Consider the following 17,329-nt stretch of genomic DNA (forward strand, 5'->3'; position numbering starts at 1 on the left):
AGTTTGTTACAGGATTATAAGGCTGAAGTTTCAAAAATGTTTGAAGAAATAAAAGAAATGGGGGTTTCTCTTTGACATAGAAGGTGTCAAAAGAGAGATAGAGGAAATAGATAAGGAAATGGCTGACCCAGATTTTTGGAATGATATTAAAAAATCTCAAGAATTAGCTAAGAGACAAAAAGAATTAAAAGAGTTGTTAGAAGAGTATAATTCACTTGTGAGAAAATGGGAAGATTTGACTACTCTCATTGAATTGGGACTGGAAGAAGGAGATGAATCGATAACTGAGGAAGTAGACAAAGAGTACAAAGAGCTGAAGAAAAAGCTTGAAGATTTAAAAATAAAAACTCTTCTCAATGGTCCCTATGACAAAAATAATGCTATACTCTCTATTCACGCAGGTTCAGGCGGTACAGAGGCCCAAGATTGGGCTGAAATGTTACTTCGCATGTATACGAGATGGGCTAATGACAAAGGCTTTGATGTGGAAACTTTGGATTATTTGCAAGGAGAAGAGGCAGGCATCAAAAGTGTCACTTTAATGATAAAAGGACCTTTTGCCTATGGGTATCTTAAATCAGAGGCTGGTGTTCACCGCCTTGTGAGGATATCTCCTTTTGATGCGGCGGGTAGAAGGCATACTTCCTTTGCACTGGTGGAAGTACTTCCTGAATTAGAAGATGATATTGAAGTTGAAATAAGGCCTGAGGACTTAAGGATTGACACATATAGAGCTTCGGGTGCAGGAGGTCAGTATGTAAACAAAACAGAGTCTGCCGTAAGAATTACTCATCTTCCTACAGGGATAGTGGTTTCTTGCCAAAATGAGAGGTCACAGATTCAAAACAGAGAGACAGCAATGAAAATGCTTAAAGCAAAACTTTTGGACCTTATGATGAAAGAGAAGAAGGAAAAAATCGAAGATTTAAAAGGAGAGCACAAAGAAGCGGCATGGGGTAATCAAATAAGGTCGTATGTTTTTCAACCCTATACCCTTGTTAAGGACCACAGAACAAATTTTGAGGTGGGAAACGTTCAGGCAGTGATGGATGGAGAGATAGACGATTTCATAAATGCTTATCTCAAACAGAAATCACAAGGGATATCTTAAAAAGGTATCCCTTTAAATTTAAGCTATGTATTTTACGAGAAAGGAGTAAGTCATGGATAGAATAAAAGAGGCATTAAAAAGAGAATTTGGTTTGAAAGATTTTCAGGTGGAAAACACTATAAAACTTATTGATGAAGGGAATACAATTCCTTTTATTGCAAGGTACAGAAAAGAAGCGACAGGAAGTTTGTCAGATGAGGTGTTGAGAAATTTTTATGAGCGCCTCACATATTTGAGAAACCTTGAAGAGAAAAAACAGGATACAATAAGGCTTATTGATGAGCAGGGAAAATTGACAGAGGAGATAAAAGAAAAGATAGAGAATGCTACAACTTTACAAGAGGTAGAGGACATATACAGACCTTTTAGGCAAAAAAGAAGGACAAGGGCGACCATTGCTAAAGAAAAAGGCTTGGAGCCTCTTGCAAAGATTATTTCTTCAAATGAAGTAATGAATGGGGATGTAAAGGAATACGCAAAGCCTTATCTTAATGAAAATGTTCTAACAGTTGAAGAAGCATACCAAGGAGCAATGGATATAATTGCAGAGGATATATCTGATGACGCTGAGATAAGAAAATACATAAGGAATTTTACATGGAATAACGGAATTATAGTGACACAAGCGCTGAAAAAAGAAAAATCTCCCTATGAAATGTATTATGACTATAAAGAAGCTGTAAAGACAATACCGCCTCATAGGATTCTTGCGATAAACAGGGCAGAAAGGGAAAAATACATATCTGTAAAAATTGAGGTAGATAGTGAAAGGATAATAAATAAGCTTATAGAAACAAAAGTAAATAAAGCTTCAATATTTGCAGAGTATTATAAAAGGGCAATTGAAGATTCCTACAAAAGGCTTATTGCACCTTCAATAGAGAGAGAAATAAGGAATGCTCTCACAGAAAAAGCAGAAGAAAAAGCGATAATAGTCTTTAAAGAAAATCTAAAAAGCCTTTTACTTCAGCCCCCAATAAAAGGACATGTTGTTATGGGGTTTGACCCGGCGTATAGAACAGGGTGTAAGATTGCCATTGTGGATGAAACAGGAAAGCTTTTAGATACTGCAACAATCTATCCTACCCCTCCTCAAAATGATATTGATAATTCTAAAAAAGTGCTCAAAGAGCTAATAGAAAAATACAATGTCACTTTAATCGCTTTGGGGAATGGAACTGCCTCAAGAGAAAGCGAAATGTTTATAGCGGACCTTATAAAGGAGCTTTCAAGAGAGGTAAAGTATGTGATAGTGAATGAAGCAGGTGCATCGGTTTATTCTGCTTCTCCAATAGCTACAGAAGAATTTCCTGACATAAACGTAAGCTTAAGAGGTGCTATATCACTAGCAAGGAGGCTTCAAGATCCCTTAGCAGAGCTTGTAAAAATCGATCCAAAGTCTATCGGGGTAGGACAGTATCAACACGATGTAGACCAGAAAAAGCTGGGAGAAGCTTTAAACGGTGTTGTAGAAGATTGTGTAAACAGCGTAGGAGTTGATTTAAACACTGCGTCAGTGTCTCTTTTAAAATACGTTTCAGGGATAAATACTGCTATTGCCAAGAATATTGTAGAATATAGAAATCAAATAGGGAAATTTACAAGTAGGGAACAGCTTAAAAATGTAAAGAGATTAGGAGAAGCCACTTTTACACAATGTGCCGGTTTTTTGAGGATTTTGGAGGGAGACAATATTTTTGATTCAACAGCAGTTCATCCAGAGCGTTACGAAACTTTGGAAAAACTTTTGAAAAAATTTGGATATAAAAAAGAAACATTAGATAGAAAAAAGTTAAAAGACTTTGCTAATTCTTTAGAAGAATACGGGTTAGAGAGGATTTCAGAGGAATACGATATAGGACTTCCTACACTTTACGACATAGTTTCAGAGCTTAAAAAACCTGGAAGAGACCCAAGAGAAGACTTACCCAAGCCCATTTTAAGGTCTGATGTAATGACTATAAATGAGCTGAAACCAGGCATGGAGCTAATGGGAACAGTTAGGAATGTTACTGATTTTGGCTGTTTTGTAGATATAGGGGTTCATACTGATGGCCTTGTCCACATTTCTGAGATGTCTCAAAGCTACATAAAACATCCTCTTGATGTAGTTGCAGTGGGTGACATTGTAAAAGTGAAAGTTTTAAATGTTGACCTTGAGAGAAATCGAATTTCTCTTTCAATGAAATAAAAATTTTTTAAGTGTACCCCCTAAAAATTCATTTTTTCTTCCGAATTATGTAGTGAAAATAAAATAAATCAACAAAGGAGGAAGAGTATATGAAAAAAATACTAGCTTTTGTATTGACGGGGTTGTTGATTTTTTCCTCTGTTTTAACAGTTTATGCAAAACCGGATAAGGTAAAACATCAAGTCAATGTAAAAGCCCAAACTACACTAAAGGCAAAGGGAAACACTAAAAATAAGGTAGAAGTTCAAACGCAGACAAAATTAGAAGCTAGCGTGAAAGCTAAGGAATTTAAAGGCAAGGTATCTGTCAATAAAAAAGAGATAAAGTTTGATATACCTCCAGTGATAAAAGAAGGAAGAACCTTAATCCCTGTGCGGGCTATAATGAATGGTTTTGGAGCAAAAGTGGACTGGGACGAAGAAACCAAGACAGTTACTATTACCAAAGGCGATATAACAATTCAACTTGTTTTAGGTGAATCAAAAGTTTTGATAAATGGTAAAGAAGATACTTTAGAGGTTCCAGCGATGGAAATAAGCAATAGAACCTTTGTACCCCTTAGGTTCATATTAGAGATTTTTGGAGCAAAAGTAAATTATAATGAAGAAACAGGAGATATAGAAATTGAAGAAGAGGAAGATATAGAAATTGAAGAAGGAGATCAAACGGAGATAGAAAATAATGAAGAAAGTACAGTATCTCAAGATGTGTATGCAAATACAGATGAGACAGTTTCAAACAGTGTATATGGTACCAATGAAGAAGTAGAGGAAAATGATTAAAAATACATAGGCAATTAGATATTTAGAAGCCGGCAGTAAAATGCCGGTTTTTTGCATAGATAGTGCTTTTATTGACATAAATTTGGATGAATCCTATAATAAAATTACAAACATAGGACCGTAATTTTTGAATAAAATGGGGGGAGAAAAATGCCAAAAGCCAAATGGGTTGGAGGTAATAAAGATAAAGTCGGATTTATCTTTGGTATTTTTGGCCCGGGCTCTCAAAATGTTGTTAAAAGGTCTATTAGAAAAATTATTATATATGGCATAGGGACAGGGCTTATGTTAGGAGCAGGGAAAAAGTATGGAAAACGCGTGTTACCTTTTGTATGTGGGAAGGGAAGGGAATATTTGAATTATGCTGGTAGGGCTGTTTCGCAACTTTACGATTATTTTGTAAAAATAAAAAAGAGAAATGGATAAAAAATTGAGGTGTAAATGAATGAAAATACACAAGACTTATGTAATAAATTTATTTTTAATAGTCATTTTTGCTATTACCCTAGTGGTTATTATGGCGACTTTTGGAAGGGATTTTGTTTTGTTAATTGACAACCCTTATGAATTTAGGCAGTGGATACATAGCTTTGATAAGTTTAGTGTTATTGTATTTATAGGAGTTCAAATACTTCAAGTAGTTATATTTGCTATACCGGGAGAAATAGTGCAAATTGCAGGAGGATACATTTTTGGGACTTTATTGGGTACTTTTTATTCTGTCATAGGTATTACCATAGGTTCTCTTATTTGCTTTTTAATAGCGAGAGGTTTAGGTTATAAATTTGTGAAAAGTATTGTTTCAGAGGAAAATTTAAAAAAATTTGATTATATTATAAATAACCCCAAAGGAGAGACAGTTCTTTTTTTGTTATTTTTTATTCCGGGAATACCAAAAGATGCCCTTTCCTATATTGCAGGAATTACACCGGTTAAATTTTACAATTTTTTTATCATTACTCTTTTTGCGAGACTGCCAGGCATATTTTTTTCAACTTATATAGGTGCGAATTTGGGAAGCAAAAATTATTTTATGGCGGCATTAGTAGCTGCTATTGCAGTAATATTGTTTTTAATAGGACTTTATAAGAAAGATTTCATAATGGAAAAGTTAAACAAACTTTAAAAAAGATAATATTTTGACATGTCTGGACAGAAAAGTTTAGTGGAATTATTTTACAAAGGGTAGTGATTTCATGAAATTGTGTCTTTATGCTATAATGTTTAATATATAACGAACTCAGGGGGGAATTATATGTATTTATTAAAAGGTGGAAAAGTCTTGACTATGGCAGGAAAAATCTATGAAAAAGGAGATGTACTCATTGATAATGGAAAAATTGCTGATGTTGGAGAAAATTTAATTGCTCCTTTAGATGCAGAAGTTATTAATGTACAAGGTTTAACAGTTATGCCGGGTTTGATTGATGCTCATTGTCATCTTGGAATGTGGGAAAATGCTGTGGGGTTTGAAGGAGCAGATGGGAATGAAGCGACAGACCCTGTAACTCCACAGCTTAGAGCGATTGATGGAATAAATCCAATGGATAAATACTTTGAGGAGGCTTATCAAGCAGGGGTTACGACAGTTGCGACAGGTCCTGGCAGTGCCAATGTTATAGGAGGACAATTTGCAGTTATAAAAACTTATGGTAAAAGAATAGATGATATGATAGTAAAAGAACCGGCAGCTGTAAAAGTTGCTTTTGGAGAAAATCCCAAATCTGTTTATCATGAACAGCATAAAATGCCTTCAACTAGAATGGCAGTTGCGGCTCTTTTAAGGCAAGAGCTTATAAAAGCCCAAGAATATATGGAAAAAATGGAACAGGCAGAAGAAGACAAAAAGCCTGAAAGGGACTTAGGCCTTGAAGCATTGGTAAAAGTGTTAAAGAGAGAAATTCCTATAAAAGCTCATGCTCATAGAGCAGATGATATTTTTACTGCTTTAAGAATTGCAAAAGAATTTAATGTAGATATAACTATTGACCATTGTACTGATGGTCATTTAATTGTTGATGAATTGGTGAAAGAAAATGTTAAGGTTATTGTGGGGCCTTCCTTGTCTGAAAGGTCAAAGATTGAGCTTGTAAATCTAAGTTTTAAGACAGCAGGAATTCTTTCAAAAGCGGGACTTACAGTTGCAATAATGACGGACCATCCTGTAATACCTATTAATTACTTGCCTCTATGTGCTGCTTTAGCTGTAAAGGAAGGCATGGATGAAATGGAGGCTTTAAAAGCCATTACTATAAATCCTGCGAAAATTTTAGGAGTTGATGATAGAGTAGGAAGTATTGAAAAGGGAAAAGATGCTGATATTGTAGTCTTTGATGGAAATCCGTTGGAAGTAAAGACAAGGACGAAATATGTATTTATTAATGGGAAATTAGTACATAAAGTTTAAGTTGTCATGAGGCTGTTTATTTAGAGGAGTCTAAATAAATAGCCTCATAAATTTTGTAATTTAAAAAATTTTATGCATTCTGAAATTATATGATTTATTTTTATTTATTCCTTGAGGGGCAAATACAGTACAACATAGCTAGAGTAATGAAACGCCATAGTTGCAGATGGACAATAGAAGGTGGAGACAGGATGAGTCAAGTACTGGAAGTTTTACTACCGATTTTGGAAGGGAGATTTGCAGGAAGGCCCTGGATAACATATGTTTTAAAAGAGATAACGGAGCCAAGGGTCTAGCACAAAAAATTTACCTAAGAAAACTTGACACGGACCAAATTTCAAAAGGGATATTGACTTGGAGCTAACTCCAGCATGTATACTCTGGTTGTGAAAGTGATATTTTATTCTAAGGAGGTACGAAACATGGAACGCTTGTGGACAAGGTCTTTTATTTTCATGATCCTGGGAACATTTTTTCTGTTTACCGCATTTTATATGCTGTATCCAACTCTACCACTGTTTATAAAACACATAGGCGGTAATGAAACCCATGTAGGCCTCTCAATGGGTATCTTTATGTTGTCTGCTGTTATTTTCCGACCAGTTATCGGGGGACTTCTGGATAGGTTTGGTAGGCGATCATTTATTATACTGGGGCTATTTCTCTTCACTTTGGCAATGTATATGTATAATTGGGTGAACGGAATTACTGCTTTGATATGGCTTAGAATGTTGCATGGAGTAAGTTGGGCTATTTCTACAACTGCTATTGGTACAGTAATTGCAGACATAGTTCCCAAAGCTCGCTATGGGGAGGGTATGGGATGGTATGGTACAGCTATGACCCTGGCTATGGCTATTAGTCCAATGTTGGGTGTCTGGATTGTACAGGACCTCTCATATTATACTTTGTTTCTATTTGCTGTAGCTTTTTCTATCACAGCATTACTATTATCGTTTGGTGTGAAAATGCCTTTCCAACCACAATCGGATGCAAAGAAAATCGAATTTTTTGAGAAATCTGTTTTGTCTATTGCGGTATCGGTCTTACTTCTGTTTATCTCCTATGCCAGTATTACCACTTTTGTTCCACTGTTCGCTGACTTTCTTAAGGTCAATTCCGGTTTATTTTTTCTGGTTTATTCCGCAACACTTTTCTTAAGCCGTCCCATTGGAGGAAAACTTTCAGACCAGTATGGTGAGATGTTTGTGGTCGTACCTGCTCTTTTGATTTCTATTTTGGCTTTGATTGTTCTGAGCGTCTCGACTGGATTGTTCGGTATGCTTGTTTCAGCGACTCTGTACGGTATTGGTTTTGGTTCTGCACAACCAGTTCTTCAAGCGACGATATTACGTCTCGTTCCTCCAGATCGTCGGGGAGTAGCCAGTGCCTCCTTTTCAACTGCTACTGATCTTGGCATTGGATTAGGTTCAATTATATTTGGTTGGGTTGCAAAATACGCAAGCTACCAGATATTATTCACAATTAGTGCTGTTTCGGTTATATTTTCCTTGTTAGTGTTTGTTTTTTTTGTGAAACATTTGTTGAAAAGCAAAGGGCTTCGCTAAACAGCTCTTCTCCTTATTCAATAGAGGAGGTATTTTCCTGAGAAGATTTGGCCATTATATCTTTTGTAAGATAGTTAGAGAGACTGTTATTGCGTAATGGGATATGTGCAGTTGGTCTCAAATTTATCCTCGTTGCTTGAGATGTGCAGTAATGCAAGTTATTATGTAAACCATGAATAGTGCTCCTATTTAAAAACTCTTGACTTGGAGTTAACTCCAAGTGTTATATAATATCGAACAGCGGAGGTGAAACCGCATGACAATTGCAGAAGTAAGCAAAAAATTTGGCCTTTCACCGGATACACTCCGCTACTATGAGCGTATCGGGCTGATCCCCAGGCTACATCGTAACGAAAGGGATTTATAGGATTACAAGAAGTGAAAAGGGTACAATTAAAGTGAAAACAGAAGACTTTATTATAAACCTTTTGACTAAAAGGATAAGATAATATAAAATTAATAAAGTGAAATTGCTAAAAGGAGGATGACTATGGCATTTAATTTAAAGGGTAGGAGCCTATTAACTTTAAAAGATTATACCCCTCAGGAAATAAGATATATTTTAGACATTGCTAAACAAGTAAAAGCAGAGAGAAAAGCAGGGGTTGTGCATCAAAGATTTTTAGGTAAGACTATTGCTCTCATTTTTGAAAAGAGGTCCACAAGAACGAGATGCGCTTTTGAAACTGCCTTTGGTGAAGAAGGAGGACATCCAGTATTTTTATCAACAGATGACATTCAGTTGGGAGCCAAAGAATCTATAGAGGATACTGCCAGAGTTTTAGGAAGGATGTTTGATGCAATAGAGTTCAGAGGCTTCAAACAAGAAACCGTGGAAATTTTAGCAAAATATGCAGGTGTTCCTGTGTACAATGGCTTAACTGACGAATATCATCCAACTCAAGTTTTGGCTGACCTTATGACAATAGAAGAAGAGTTTGGAAGCTTAACAGGAAGAAAGCTTGTATTTGTAGGGGACGGAAGGAATAACATGGCTAATACTTTAGCGGTAGGCTGTGCTAAGATGGGGATGCATTATGTGATTAATTCTCCAAAAGAATTGTGGCCTTCACAAGAATTTATAGATGAAATCAGGCAAATGGCAGCTGAAAATGGAGGAACTTTTGAACTTACGAGTGTGCCAGGAGAGGGTCTTGAAGGAGCAGATGCAATTTACACTGATGTGTGGGCTTCGATGGGAGAAGAAGCAAAAGCTGAGGAAAGAGAAGCTTTATTGAGACCTTTTCAAGTTAATGAGGAGATGATGAAAAAGACAGGAAGAGAAGATACCATATTTTTGCATTGCTTACCTGCAGTTAAAGGACAAGAAGTTACTTTTGATGTTATAGAAGGTAAACAATCAAGAGTATGGGACCAAGCAGAAAATAGAAAACATACAATTAAAGCTGTGATGATTGCTACTCTGCTTTAATATTACTTTACAAGGGAGGACGTTATGAAAGACAAAATTGTTGTTGCTTTAGGAGGGAACGCCCTGCAGGACGTAAATACGCCTCCTACTGCAGAGGCGCAAATGGAAGTAGTAAAGAGGACAGCGGGGTATTTGGCGGACATAATTGAAAAAGGTTATTCTGTTGTGATTACCCATGGCAATGGTCCGCAAGTGGGGAATATAGTCATACAAAATGAAACTGCATCAAAGATTGTTCCTGCAATGCCTTTTGACGTGTGTGGAGCAGAGAGCCAAGGCATGATAGGATATATGATTCAACAAGCTTTAAGAGAAGTTTTGAAAGAGAGAAATATCAAAAAAGAAGTAGCAACTATTATAACACAAGTTGTGGTGGATAAAAATGACCCTGCTTTTAAAAAACCTACAAAGCCAATAGGACCTTTTTATACAAAAGAGGAAGCTGAAGTTTTAATAAAAGAAAAAGGGTATGAAATGGTAGAAGACAGTGGGAGAGGATATAGAAGAGTTGTTCCTTCTCCTGACCCCAAAGAAATAGTAGAACTTAATACAATAAAGTTACTTGAAAAAAATGGGGTGATAGTAATAACGGTTGGGGGAGGAGGAATTCCTGTAATTAGGGAAAATGGCAATTTAAGAGGGGTAGCTGCCGTAATAGACAAAGATTTAGCTTCTGAAAAGTTGGCAGAAGATATTGATGCAGATGTTTTGCTAATTCTTACAGCCGTTGAAAAGGTAGCAATAAATTACAACAAGCCAAATCAAAAATTTCTTGACAAAATGACAGTGGAAGAAGCAATAAAATACATGGAAGAAGGCCATTTTGCGCCTGGCAGTATGTTTCCTAAAGTTAAAGCAGCAGTAAGATTTGCAAAGTCAAAAGTAGGAAGGCGAGCAATAATTACTTCTTTAGATAAAGCTTTAGAAGCCATCGAAGGGGAAGCGGGAACAGTTATTACTTTATAAATCAAGTTAAAAATTTTTACTGTCTCATGTACTTTCTTAATCCTTGGCACGTACAAATTTTTACTAAAACTATTGACAAAGATAGATAAAAGTGAGAGAATAAAATTAAAATTGAATAGTAAAGAAGATAAATCTTCGGGGCAGGGTGAAATTCCCGACCGGCGGTATAGCCCGCGAGCCGTTTAGGCGGTTGATGTGGTGAAATTCCACAGCCGACAGTGAAAGTCTGGAGGGGAGAAGATTTTGTTTTTGTGCCTGTTTTTGCGAAATAAATCCCAAAAAATCCTGAAGATTATCTTCAGGATTTTTTTGATAAGTGAAATTGGAGGGATGAATTGTGGAAAAAACTAAAACACAAACTATAGTAAAGGTGGGTTTTCTTTCAGCAACAGCTTTTATACTTATGTATTTAGAATTTCAGGTACCACTGTTTCCTGGATTTTTAAAACTTGATTTTAGTGATGTACCCGCGCTAGTTGCATCTTTTGCTATAGGGCCTTTGTATGGGGTAATGGTGGAGCTTATTAAAAACATACTCCATGCCACTGTGACTCAGTCGGGAGCTATTGGCGAAATTGCCAACTTCACTGTAGGTTCTATATTTGTTTATGCTGCAGGGGTTATATATCAATTTAATAAGACGCGAAAAACGGCTCTTATATCTATGGCAATTGCTACAGTAGTGATGGCTGTAACTGCTTCACTTTTAAATTACTATGTTTTTCTTCCTTTGTACCAAAGGGTCATGGGCTGGCCTATGGATGCCATCATTAATATGGGCAAAGCAGCAAATAAAAATATAGTGGATGTAAAAACTCTTATATCATACGGAATATTTCCTTTTAATATATTAAAAGGAATTGTAGTGTCAGTAATTACCTTCCTGGTATATAAGAAGCTATCACCTTTTTTCAAACATTAATTTTAAATCCCTGGTAGGTGCTGGGGATTAGTTTGTTAACAAAGTTAAAAAATTTTCAAAGGAGATATTTTGCATCGTCGCATACAGTCTGATCCCTAGCACATGCTGGGGGTTATTTTTATTTTTAATTTGCTAAAAGATAATATATAATAAAGTTATAATAAGTGGGGTGAGACTTAATGGAAAAGACCTATATTTGCAAAAATAGAGACGAGACCATTTCTTTAGGAGAAAAATTAGGAAGGCTGTTAAAGAGGAGAGATATAATTTTATTGTATGGGGATTTAGGAAGTGGCAAAACTGTTTTTACAAAGGGAATTGCGAAGGGGTTAGGAATAAATGAGCCAATTACCAGCCCGACTTTTACTTTAGTCAATGAACATAAAGGAAGGATTCCTCTTTATCATTTTGATTTATATAGGTTAGATGATTACACAGCCCTTTATGACATAGGTTATGAGGAATATTTTTATGACGAAGGAGTTTGCGCAATTGAATGGCCTGAAAGGTTAGGACCTTTACTTCCGAAAGAAAGGCTAGAAGTAATAATTCAAAAAGGAGAAAAAGAAGATGAAAGAGTTATTTTATTTAAAGATTTTGGGAAACGATATGAAGAGCTTTTAAAGGAGATGAGTCAATGAAAATTTTGGCAATAGATTCTTCTTCTAAAACTGCTACTGTTGCATTAGTAGATGAAAAGGGGATAATAGGAGAATACTCTATAAATTATCTCAGGCATTCAGTAATTTTAATGCCCATGATAGATGAACTGCTTAAAAAGTGTGAAGTACCAATAAATCAAATAACTCATGTAGCTGTTTCGGAAGGACCAGGCTCTTTTACGGGGCTTAGAATCGGTGCTGCCACCGCAAAGGGTTTGGCTCATGCTCTTAACATCCCTATTGTAGGAGTATCTTCTCTTCTAGCTCTTGCATATAATGTCAGTGAATTTGAAGGACTTATATGCCCTCTCATAGATGCTTTAAATGAAAATGTTTATGGAATGTTGATAAGAGGTGGGAGTCTTGAAATTTTAATGGATGCTAAAGTATATTCCTTGGAGGAAATTGCCGAATTGGTAGAGGGTTACTCTGACAAGGTGTTGTTCGTAGGAGAGGGGGTTTATTCCTATAAAGATAAATTACGAGAGATGATAAGGGACAAAGCTTTATTTGCAAAGGATAAGGATAACATAGCGAGGGCAGCTTCTATAGGAGAGATTGCTATTCAGATGATAAAAAAAGGGGAAGTGTTCAGTTTCTTTGATTTTAAGCCGGTGTATATAAGGAAATCGGCTGCTGAAATTCGTTTAGGTGACAGGGGAGTTAATTAATGGATGTTATTATAAGGCTTATGAGGAAAGAAGATGTGGAGGAGGTCTTGGAAATTGAAAAGTTGAGCTTTAGCACTCCTTGGTCTAAAGAAGCTTTTATAAGTGAAGTTACAAAGAACAGCTGTGCTAAGTATATAGTAGCGGAAGTTGACAACAAAATTGTGGGTTATGGAGGATTTTGGGTGGTTGTAGATGAAGGTCATATAACCAATATAGCAGTTCATCCTGAATACAGATCTAAAGGAATTGGAAGTAAGATTATGGAGGGTCTAATTGAGCTTGCTAAAAAAAATGGAATAATTTCCATGACACTAGAGGTGAGAGAATCAAACATTGTTGCACAGCATTTGTATGCAAAGTTTGGATTTAGACCATTAGGTAGAAGAAAAGGCTATTATCAAGATAATAATGAGGATGCAATTATAATGTGGAAATACGACTTGTGATGGTGGTGAAATAATGGATAAAGATGTAATAATTTTGGGAATAGAATCTTCCTGCGATGAAACTGCCGCAGGAGTTGTTAAAAACGGCAAAGAAGTATTGTCAAATGTAATATATTCTCAAATAGAGGTTCACAAAAAATATGGTGGCGTAGTGCCAGAAATAGCTTCAAGAAAGCATATTGAAGTAATATCTTTTGTAGTGGAAGAGGCGTTAGAAAAAGCTAGACTAACTCTTGATGAAGTAGATGTAATTGCTGCTACCTATGGGCCAGGATTAGTAGGTGCTCTTTTAGTTGGTTTGTCTTATGGTAAAGCTTTAGCTTATGCAAAAAACAAGCCTTTTATAGGAGTAAATCACATAGAAGGTCATATAGCTGCAAATTACTTAGGAGGTGAATTTGCTCCTCCTTTTATTTGCCTTGTGGCTTCTGGGGGACATAGTCACATTGTTTTTGTAAAAGATTATGGAGAATACGAAGTAATGGGACAAACAATGGATGATGCGGCAGGAGAAGCCTTTGACAAAGTAGCAAGAGCTTTAGGGTTGGGGTATCCTGGAGGGCCTGCTATTGAAAAGGCTGCAAAGCTGGGGAATATGGAAGCGATTGAGTTTCCTAAATCTTTTATGGAGGAAGGGAATTTTGACTTTAGTTTTAGTGGGCTTAAAACGGCGGTTTTAAACTATTTAAATAGACAAAAGCAAAAAAGAGAAGAGATAAATGTTTATGATGTGGCGGCTAGTTTCCAAAGAAATGTAGTGGAGGTGTTGGTAAAAAAATTAATTGATGCTGCAAAGAAGAAAAATATTAACAAAATTTCTATAGCAGGAGGGGTGGCTGCTAATAGTTTTTTGAGGGAAAAATTAGAAGAAGAGGCAAAAAAAATTGGAATAAGGCTCCATTACCCTGATAAAATTTATTGTACAGACAATGGTGCTATGATTGCTGCTGCAGCCTATTATGACTTTATAAAGGGGAAAACTTCTGAGTTGGATTTAAATGCCATTCCTTATTTAAAGATTGGGGAAAAATTTTGCTGTTGAAAATGTGGAAATATGTCGAAATTTAAGATGCATTGTATTATTGTGGCTGTGGATAACTTTGTGGATATTGTGCTTAAATATATTTCATTGTATTTACTGGAATGAAATAGAAAGAAAGTTTATTAAAAATAAATAAAACTTTTATTAAATCTTAGGGGGTTTTATTATGAAGAATATTTTGCTTTTCACAAAATTAAATGAAACCTACATAAAAGAAATTAAGGAACGAATGGATGAATATGAGGTTCTTTACGTTCAAAATGAGGAAGAGGCTGAAAAGTATATAAAAGAAACAGAAATTATCATAAGCTTTGATTTTGAGTTTTATCCTAATATTGTGGACAAGGCTTCAAACCTTAAATGGATTCATCTTTTGAGCGCGGGAGCAGATACTCTTCCCTTTGAAAAACTCAAAGAAATGAAGGTATTAGTTACTAATTCTAGAGATGTCCACAAATATCAAATTTCACAACAAGTCATAGGCTATTTGCTTATGTTTGAGAGAGCCCTTAACGTTTTTGTAAGAAATCAAATGAAAAAATTATGGGATAGGTCTGTTAGGGTTTCAGAACTTACAGGTAAGACTGCTTTGATAATAGGAGTAGGAAGCATAGGGGAGGAAATTGCAAGACTTTTAAAAGAATTTGGCATGAAGGTCTACGGTATAAGAAGCTCGGGGAAGCCTTCTTTATATGTTGAAAAAATGTATACTTCTATTGAAGACTGTGATGTATTGTCGTTTGCCGATTATGTGATATCTATACTTCCTTTGACTAAAGACACTTACCACTTGATAGGAGAAAACGTATTTAGCAGGATGAAAAATACCAGTTACTTTATAAATGTTGGGAGAGGAAAAGTAGTGGATGAAAAAGCTTTAATAAATGCGCTTGAGAATAAAGTGATAAAAGGAGCTGCATTAGATGTTTTTGAAGAAGAGCCTTTAAGAGAAGACAGCCCTTTGTGGGATATGGAAAATGTGATAATCACTCCTCACATGGCAGGGGTTACGCCTTTATACATGCAAAGAGCAATGGAAATATTGAAAGAAAATTTGGATGCCTATAAGGAAGGAAGAACTTTGAGAAATATTGTAAATTTAGACAAAGGATACTAAAGCGGGTTTTACCCGCTTAAATTTTCCCATTCTTCATACATTTGTTCTAATTTACTTTTAAGGGCATTGTATTCTTTTTGTATTTCTACAATTTCTCCTGTTTTATAGATTTTAACATCACACATTTTTTCTTCCAAATATTTTATTCTTTCTTCAGCTTGATAAATTGAATTTTCAAGGTTTTTTAGATATTCTTTTTGCTGTTTTAACTTAAGCTTAGCCAATCTTTCTTTATATCTTTCGTTTTTTATCTGGGTTTTCGTCTTTTTGAGTATTTTTTCTTCTTTTTTTTCATTAAGCTGATTTTTCTTTTCTATATAATAACTGTAATTGCCCAAGTATACTTCTACACCTTGAGGTGTCAAAACCATAACTTTTGTAGCAATTTTGTCAATAAAATATCTGTCATGTGAGACAAACAGTAAAGTTCCAGTATAATCTAACAAAGCTTCTTCTAACACTTCTTTTGCTTTTAAATCTAAATGGTTAGTTGGTTCGTCCATAAGTAGAAAATTTGCTTTTGAGAGGATAAGCTTTAGCAATGAAAGCCTTGCTTTTTCACCACCACTTAGTACAGAAACAGTTTTAAAAACATCTTCTTCTTTAAAAAGAAAAGAAGCCAACAAAGTCCTTACTTCTGTTTGAGTAAGATATGGATTTTCATCCCATATTTCATCGATAACTGTTTTTTCATCATGTAAGCTTTTAAATTCTTGCTCGTAATAACCTGTTATTATGTTTGTGCCAAATTTGATTTCTCCTTCAAAATTATCGATTTCTCCAACTAATATTTTCAAAAGGGAGCTTTTACCTATGCCATTAGGGCCTAAAAGGGCGATTTTTTCTCCTTTTTTTATTTCAAAAGATACATTGGAAAAAACTTGCCTATCAAAACTTAAAGACAAATTTTTAACTGTCAATACATCATTTCCACTTTCTAAATCGAAGTCAAAACGCAAATTGAAAGATCTATTATTTATCACTGGCTTTTCTATTATTTCCATCTTTTCCAATAGTTTTTGCTTGCTTTTCGCCATTTTTACCGATTTTTCTGTTCTACGGTTTTTTTGAATCTGTATAATAGATTTTATTCTTTTTATTTCTTTTTGCTGCTCTTCATAAGCTTTTAACTTTGCTTTTGTTTCTAGTGTTTTTCTTTTTAAATATTCTGTGTAGTTGCCTTCATAAACTAATAGCTTAGTGTTTTCTATCTCAAATATTCTACTTACGATTTTGTCCAAAAAATATCTATCGTGGGATATGATTAAAATTGTGCCGCTATAAAATTTTAAATATTGCTCTAGCCATTCTATTGAGCTTATGTCTAGGTGATTGGTGGGTTCGTCTAATAGTAGGACATCTGGATTAGAAAGTAAAGTTTTTGCCAGCATAAGCCGGGTTTTTTGACCGCCACTTAAATTTGATACAGGTGTATCGAATTGTGACACATCAAAACCTAATCCGTTTAGTACACCTCTTATTTTACTTTCTACAGAATAACCATCTAATTCCATATATTTGTCTGTTAAAAACGAATATTCTAAAAAAAGTTTATTAAGTAGATGTGAATCTTTTGTTTGTGAGATTTTTTCCTCTAGAGATTTAATTTGTTTTTCTAATTGGAATATTTCATCAAAAACTGTTTTTACTTCCTCGTATATACTTTTTTCAGAGTCAATCAAAGTGTTTTGTTGTAAATATCCTATTTTATTTGCAGAAATTGAAATTGCTCCGCTATCAGGTTCAGTAAAACCGGCTAAAAGATTGAAAAGGGTGGATTTTCCAGCGCCATTTTTGCCAATTACTCCTATTTTGTCTTTTTCGTTGACTATAAAAGAAATATTTTGTAGAATTATATCGATACCATAACTTTTTGTCACATTGTTTACCGTTATGATTGCCATAATATAACCTCCTGTTCATATTAAATATATCAAAAAAAATTCTTTTGTAAAGTGTAGATAACCTATAACTTTTTTTTAATATGTGTCGATATAAAATTAATGAATGCG

The 17,329-nt window shown here is 35.0% G+C and carries 17 protein-coding genes and 1 riboswitch; of the genes, 16 read left to right on the forward strand and 1 reads right to left on the reverse strand.

What is annotated here, in order from left to right; all coding sequences use genetic code 11:
• The first annotated feature begins 3 nt into the window (after window positions 1-3).
• From prfB to TMATH_RS02995, 16 genes are all read left to right on the forward strand, one after another.
• Window positions 4-1,111, forward strand: a protein-coding gene (prfB, locus tag TMATH_RS02925; RefSeq protein WP_013149916.1) for a peptide chain release factor 2 whose coding sequence is annotated in 2 segments (ribosomal slippage) — window positions 4-72 and window positions 74-1,111 — 1,107 coding nt in all. Because the reading frame shifts where the segments join, the coding sequence is not laid out codon by codon here.
• Window positions 1,112-1,163: 52 nt separating this feature from the next.
• Complete coding sequence (locus TMATH_RS02930) at window positions 1,164-3,302, forward strand: Tex family protein (protein ID WP_013149917.1); 2,139 nt, start codon at window positions 1,164-1,166, stop codon at window positions 3,300-3,302.
• A gap of 89 nt (window positions 3,303-3,391) precedes the next feature.
• Window positions 3,392-4,084, forward strand: a complete 693-nt coding sequence (locus TMATH_RS02935; RefSeq protein WP_013149918.1) for a copper amine oxidase N-terminal domain-containing protein — start codon at window positions 3,392-3,394, stop codon at window positions 4,082-4,084.
• 150 nt (window positions 4,085-4,234) lie between these two features.
• On the forward strand, window positions 4,235-4,510 hold the full coding sequence (locus TMATH_RS02940) for a hypothetical protein (RefSeq protein ID WP_013149919.1): 276 nt from the start codon (window positions 4,235-4,237) through the stop codon (window positions 4,508-4,510).
• A 19-nt stretch (window positions 4,511-4,529) separates the two neighbouring features.
• Complete coding sequence (locus TMATH_RS02945; RefSeq protein WP_013149920.1) at window positions 4,530-5,210, forward strand: TVP38/TMEM64 family protein; 681 nt, start codon at window positions 4,530-4,532, stop codon at window positions 5,208-5,210.
• A 129-nt stretch (window positions 5,211-5,339) separates the two neighbouring features.
• Entirely contained in the window at window positions 5,340-6,491 is a 1,152-nt protein-coding gene (locus tag TMATH_RS02950) for an amidohydrolase (RefSeq protein WP_013149921.1), read from the forward strand.
• A gap of 422 nt (window positions 6,492-6,913) precedes the next feature.
• Window positions 6,914-8,059 carry an MFS transporter gene (locus TMATH_RS02955; RefSeq protein WP_013149922.1) on the forward strand — a complete coding sequence of 382 codons (1,146 nt, stop codon included), beginning with the start codon at window positions 6,914-6,916 and terminating at the stop codon, window positions 8,057-8,059.
• Between the two features lie 256 nt (window positions 8,060-8,315).
• Entirely contained in the window at window positions 8,316-8,426 is a 111-nt protein-coding gene (locus TMATH_RS11550; protein WP_083761124.1) for a MerR family DNA-binding transcriptional regulator, read from the forward strand.
• Between the two features lie 123 nt (window positions 8,427-8,549).
• Window positions 8,550-9,491, forward strand: a complete 942-nt coding sequence (gene argF, locus TMATH_RS02960) for an ornithine carbamoyltransferase (RefSeq protein WP_012994657.1) — start codon at window positions 8,550-8,552, stop codon at window positions 9,489-9,491.
• 24 nt (window positions 9,492-9,515) lie between these two features.
• On the forward strand, window positions 9,516-10,457 hold the full coding sequence (gene arcC / locus TMATH_RS02965; RefSeq protein ID WP_013149923.1) for a carbamate kinase: 942 nt from the start codon (window positions 9,516-9,518) through the stop codon (window positions 10,455-10,457).
• Between the two features lie 127 nt (window positions 10,458-10,584).
• Window positions 10,585-10,703: riboswitch (FMN riboswitch) on the forward strand.
• A 91-nt stretch (window positions 10,704-10,794) separates the two neighbouring features.
• The gene (locus TMATH_RS02970; RefSeq protein ID WP_013149924.1) at window positions 10,795-11,379 is read left to right on the forward strand and encodes an ECF transporter S component; all 585 of its coding nucleotides are present in this window, start codon (window positions 10,795-10,797) and stop codon (window positions 11,377-11,379) included.
• Between the two features lie 179 nt (window positions 11,380-11,558).
• Window positions 11,559-12,020, forward strand: a complete 462-nt coding sequence (tsaE, locus tag TMATH_RS02975; protein ID WP_013149925.1) for a tRNA (adenosine(37)-N6)-threonylcarbamoyltransferase complex ATPase subunit type 1 TsaE — start codon at window positions 11,559-11,561, stop codon at window positions 12,018-12,020.
• Complete coding sequence (gene tsaB / locus TMATH_RS02980) at window positions 12,017-12,712, forward strand: tRNA (adenosine(37)-N6)-threonylcarbamoyltransferase complex dimerization subunit type 1 TsaB (RefSeq protein WP_013149926.1); 696 nt, start codon at window positions 12,017-12,019, stop codon at window positions 12,710-12,712. Before tsaE ends, tsaB begins: the two co-directional genes overlap by 4 nt.
• Complete coding sequence (gene rimI, locus TMATH_RS02985; protein WP_012994663.1) at window positions 12,712-13,158, forward strand: ribosomal protein S18-alanine N-acetyltransferase; 447 nt, start codon at window positions 12,712-12,714, stop codon at window positions 13,156-13,158. The genes tsaB and rimI overlap by 1 nt, the downstream gene beginning before the upstream one ends.
• 13 nt (window positions 13,159-13,171) lie before the next feature.
• Window positions 13,172-14,200: a tRNA (adenosine(37)-N6)-threonylcarbamoyltransferase complex transferase subunit TsaD gene (tsaD, locus tag TMATH_RS02990; RefSeq protein ID WP_012994664.1), complete on the forward strand. Its 1,029-nt coding sequence runs from the start codon at window positions 13,172-13,174 to the stop codon at window positions 14,198-14,200.
• A 166-nt stretch (window positions 14,201-14,366) separates the two neighbouring features.
• Window positions 14,367-15,317, forward strand: coding sequence for a D-2-hydroxyacid dehydrogenase (locus tag TMATH_RS02995; RefSeq protein WP_013149927.1), 951 nt, complete (start codon window positions 14,367-14,369; stop codon window positions 15,315-15,317).
• 8 nt (window positions 15,318-15,325) lie between these two features.
• On the opposite strand, the gene TMATH_RS03000 is transcribed toward TMATH_RS02995, so the two are convergent.
• Complete coding sequence (locus tag TMATH_RS03000; RefSeq protein ID WP_013149928.1) at window positions 15,326-17,221, reverse strand: ABC-F family ATP-binding cassette domain-containing protein; 1,896 nt, start codon at window positions 17,219-17,221, stop codon at window positions 15,326-15,328.
• Window positions 17,222-17,329: the final 108 nt, after the last annotated feature.

It is taken from the genome of Thermoanaerobacter mathranii subsp. mathranii str. A3 (genome assembly GCF_000092965.1).
GTDB classification, from domain to species: Bacteria; Bacillota; Thermoanaerobacteria; order Thermoanaerobacterales; family Thermoanaerobacteraceae; genus Thermoanaerobacter; species Thermoanaerobacter thermocopriae.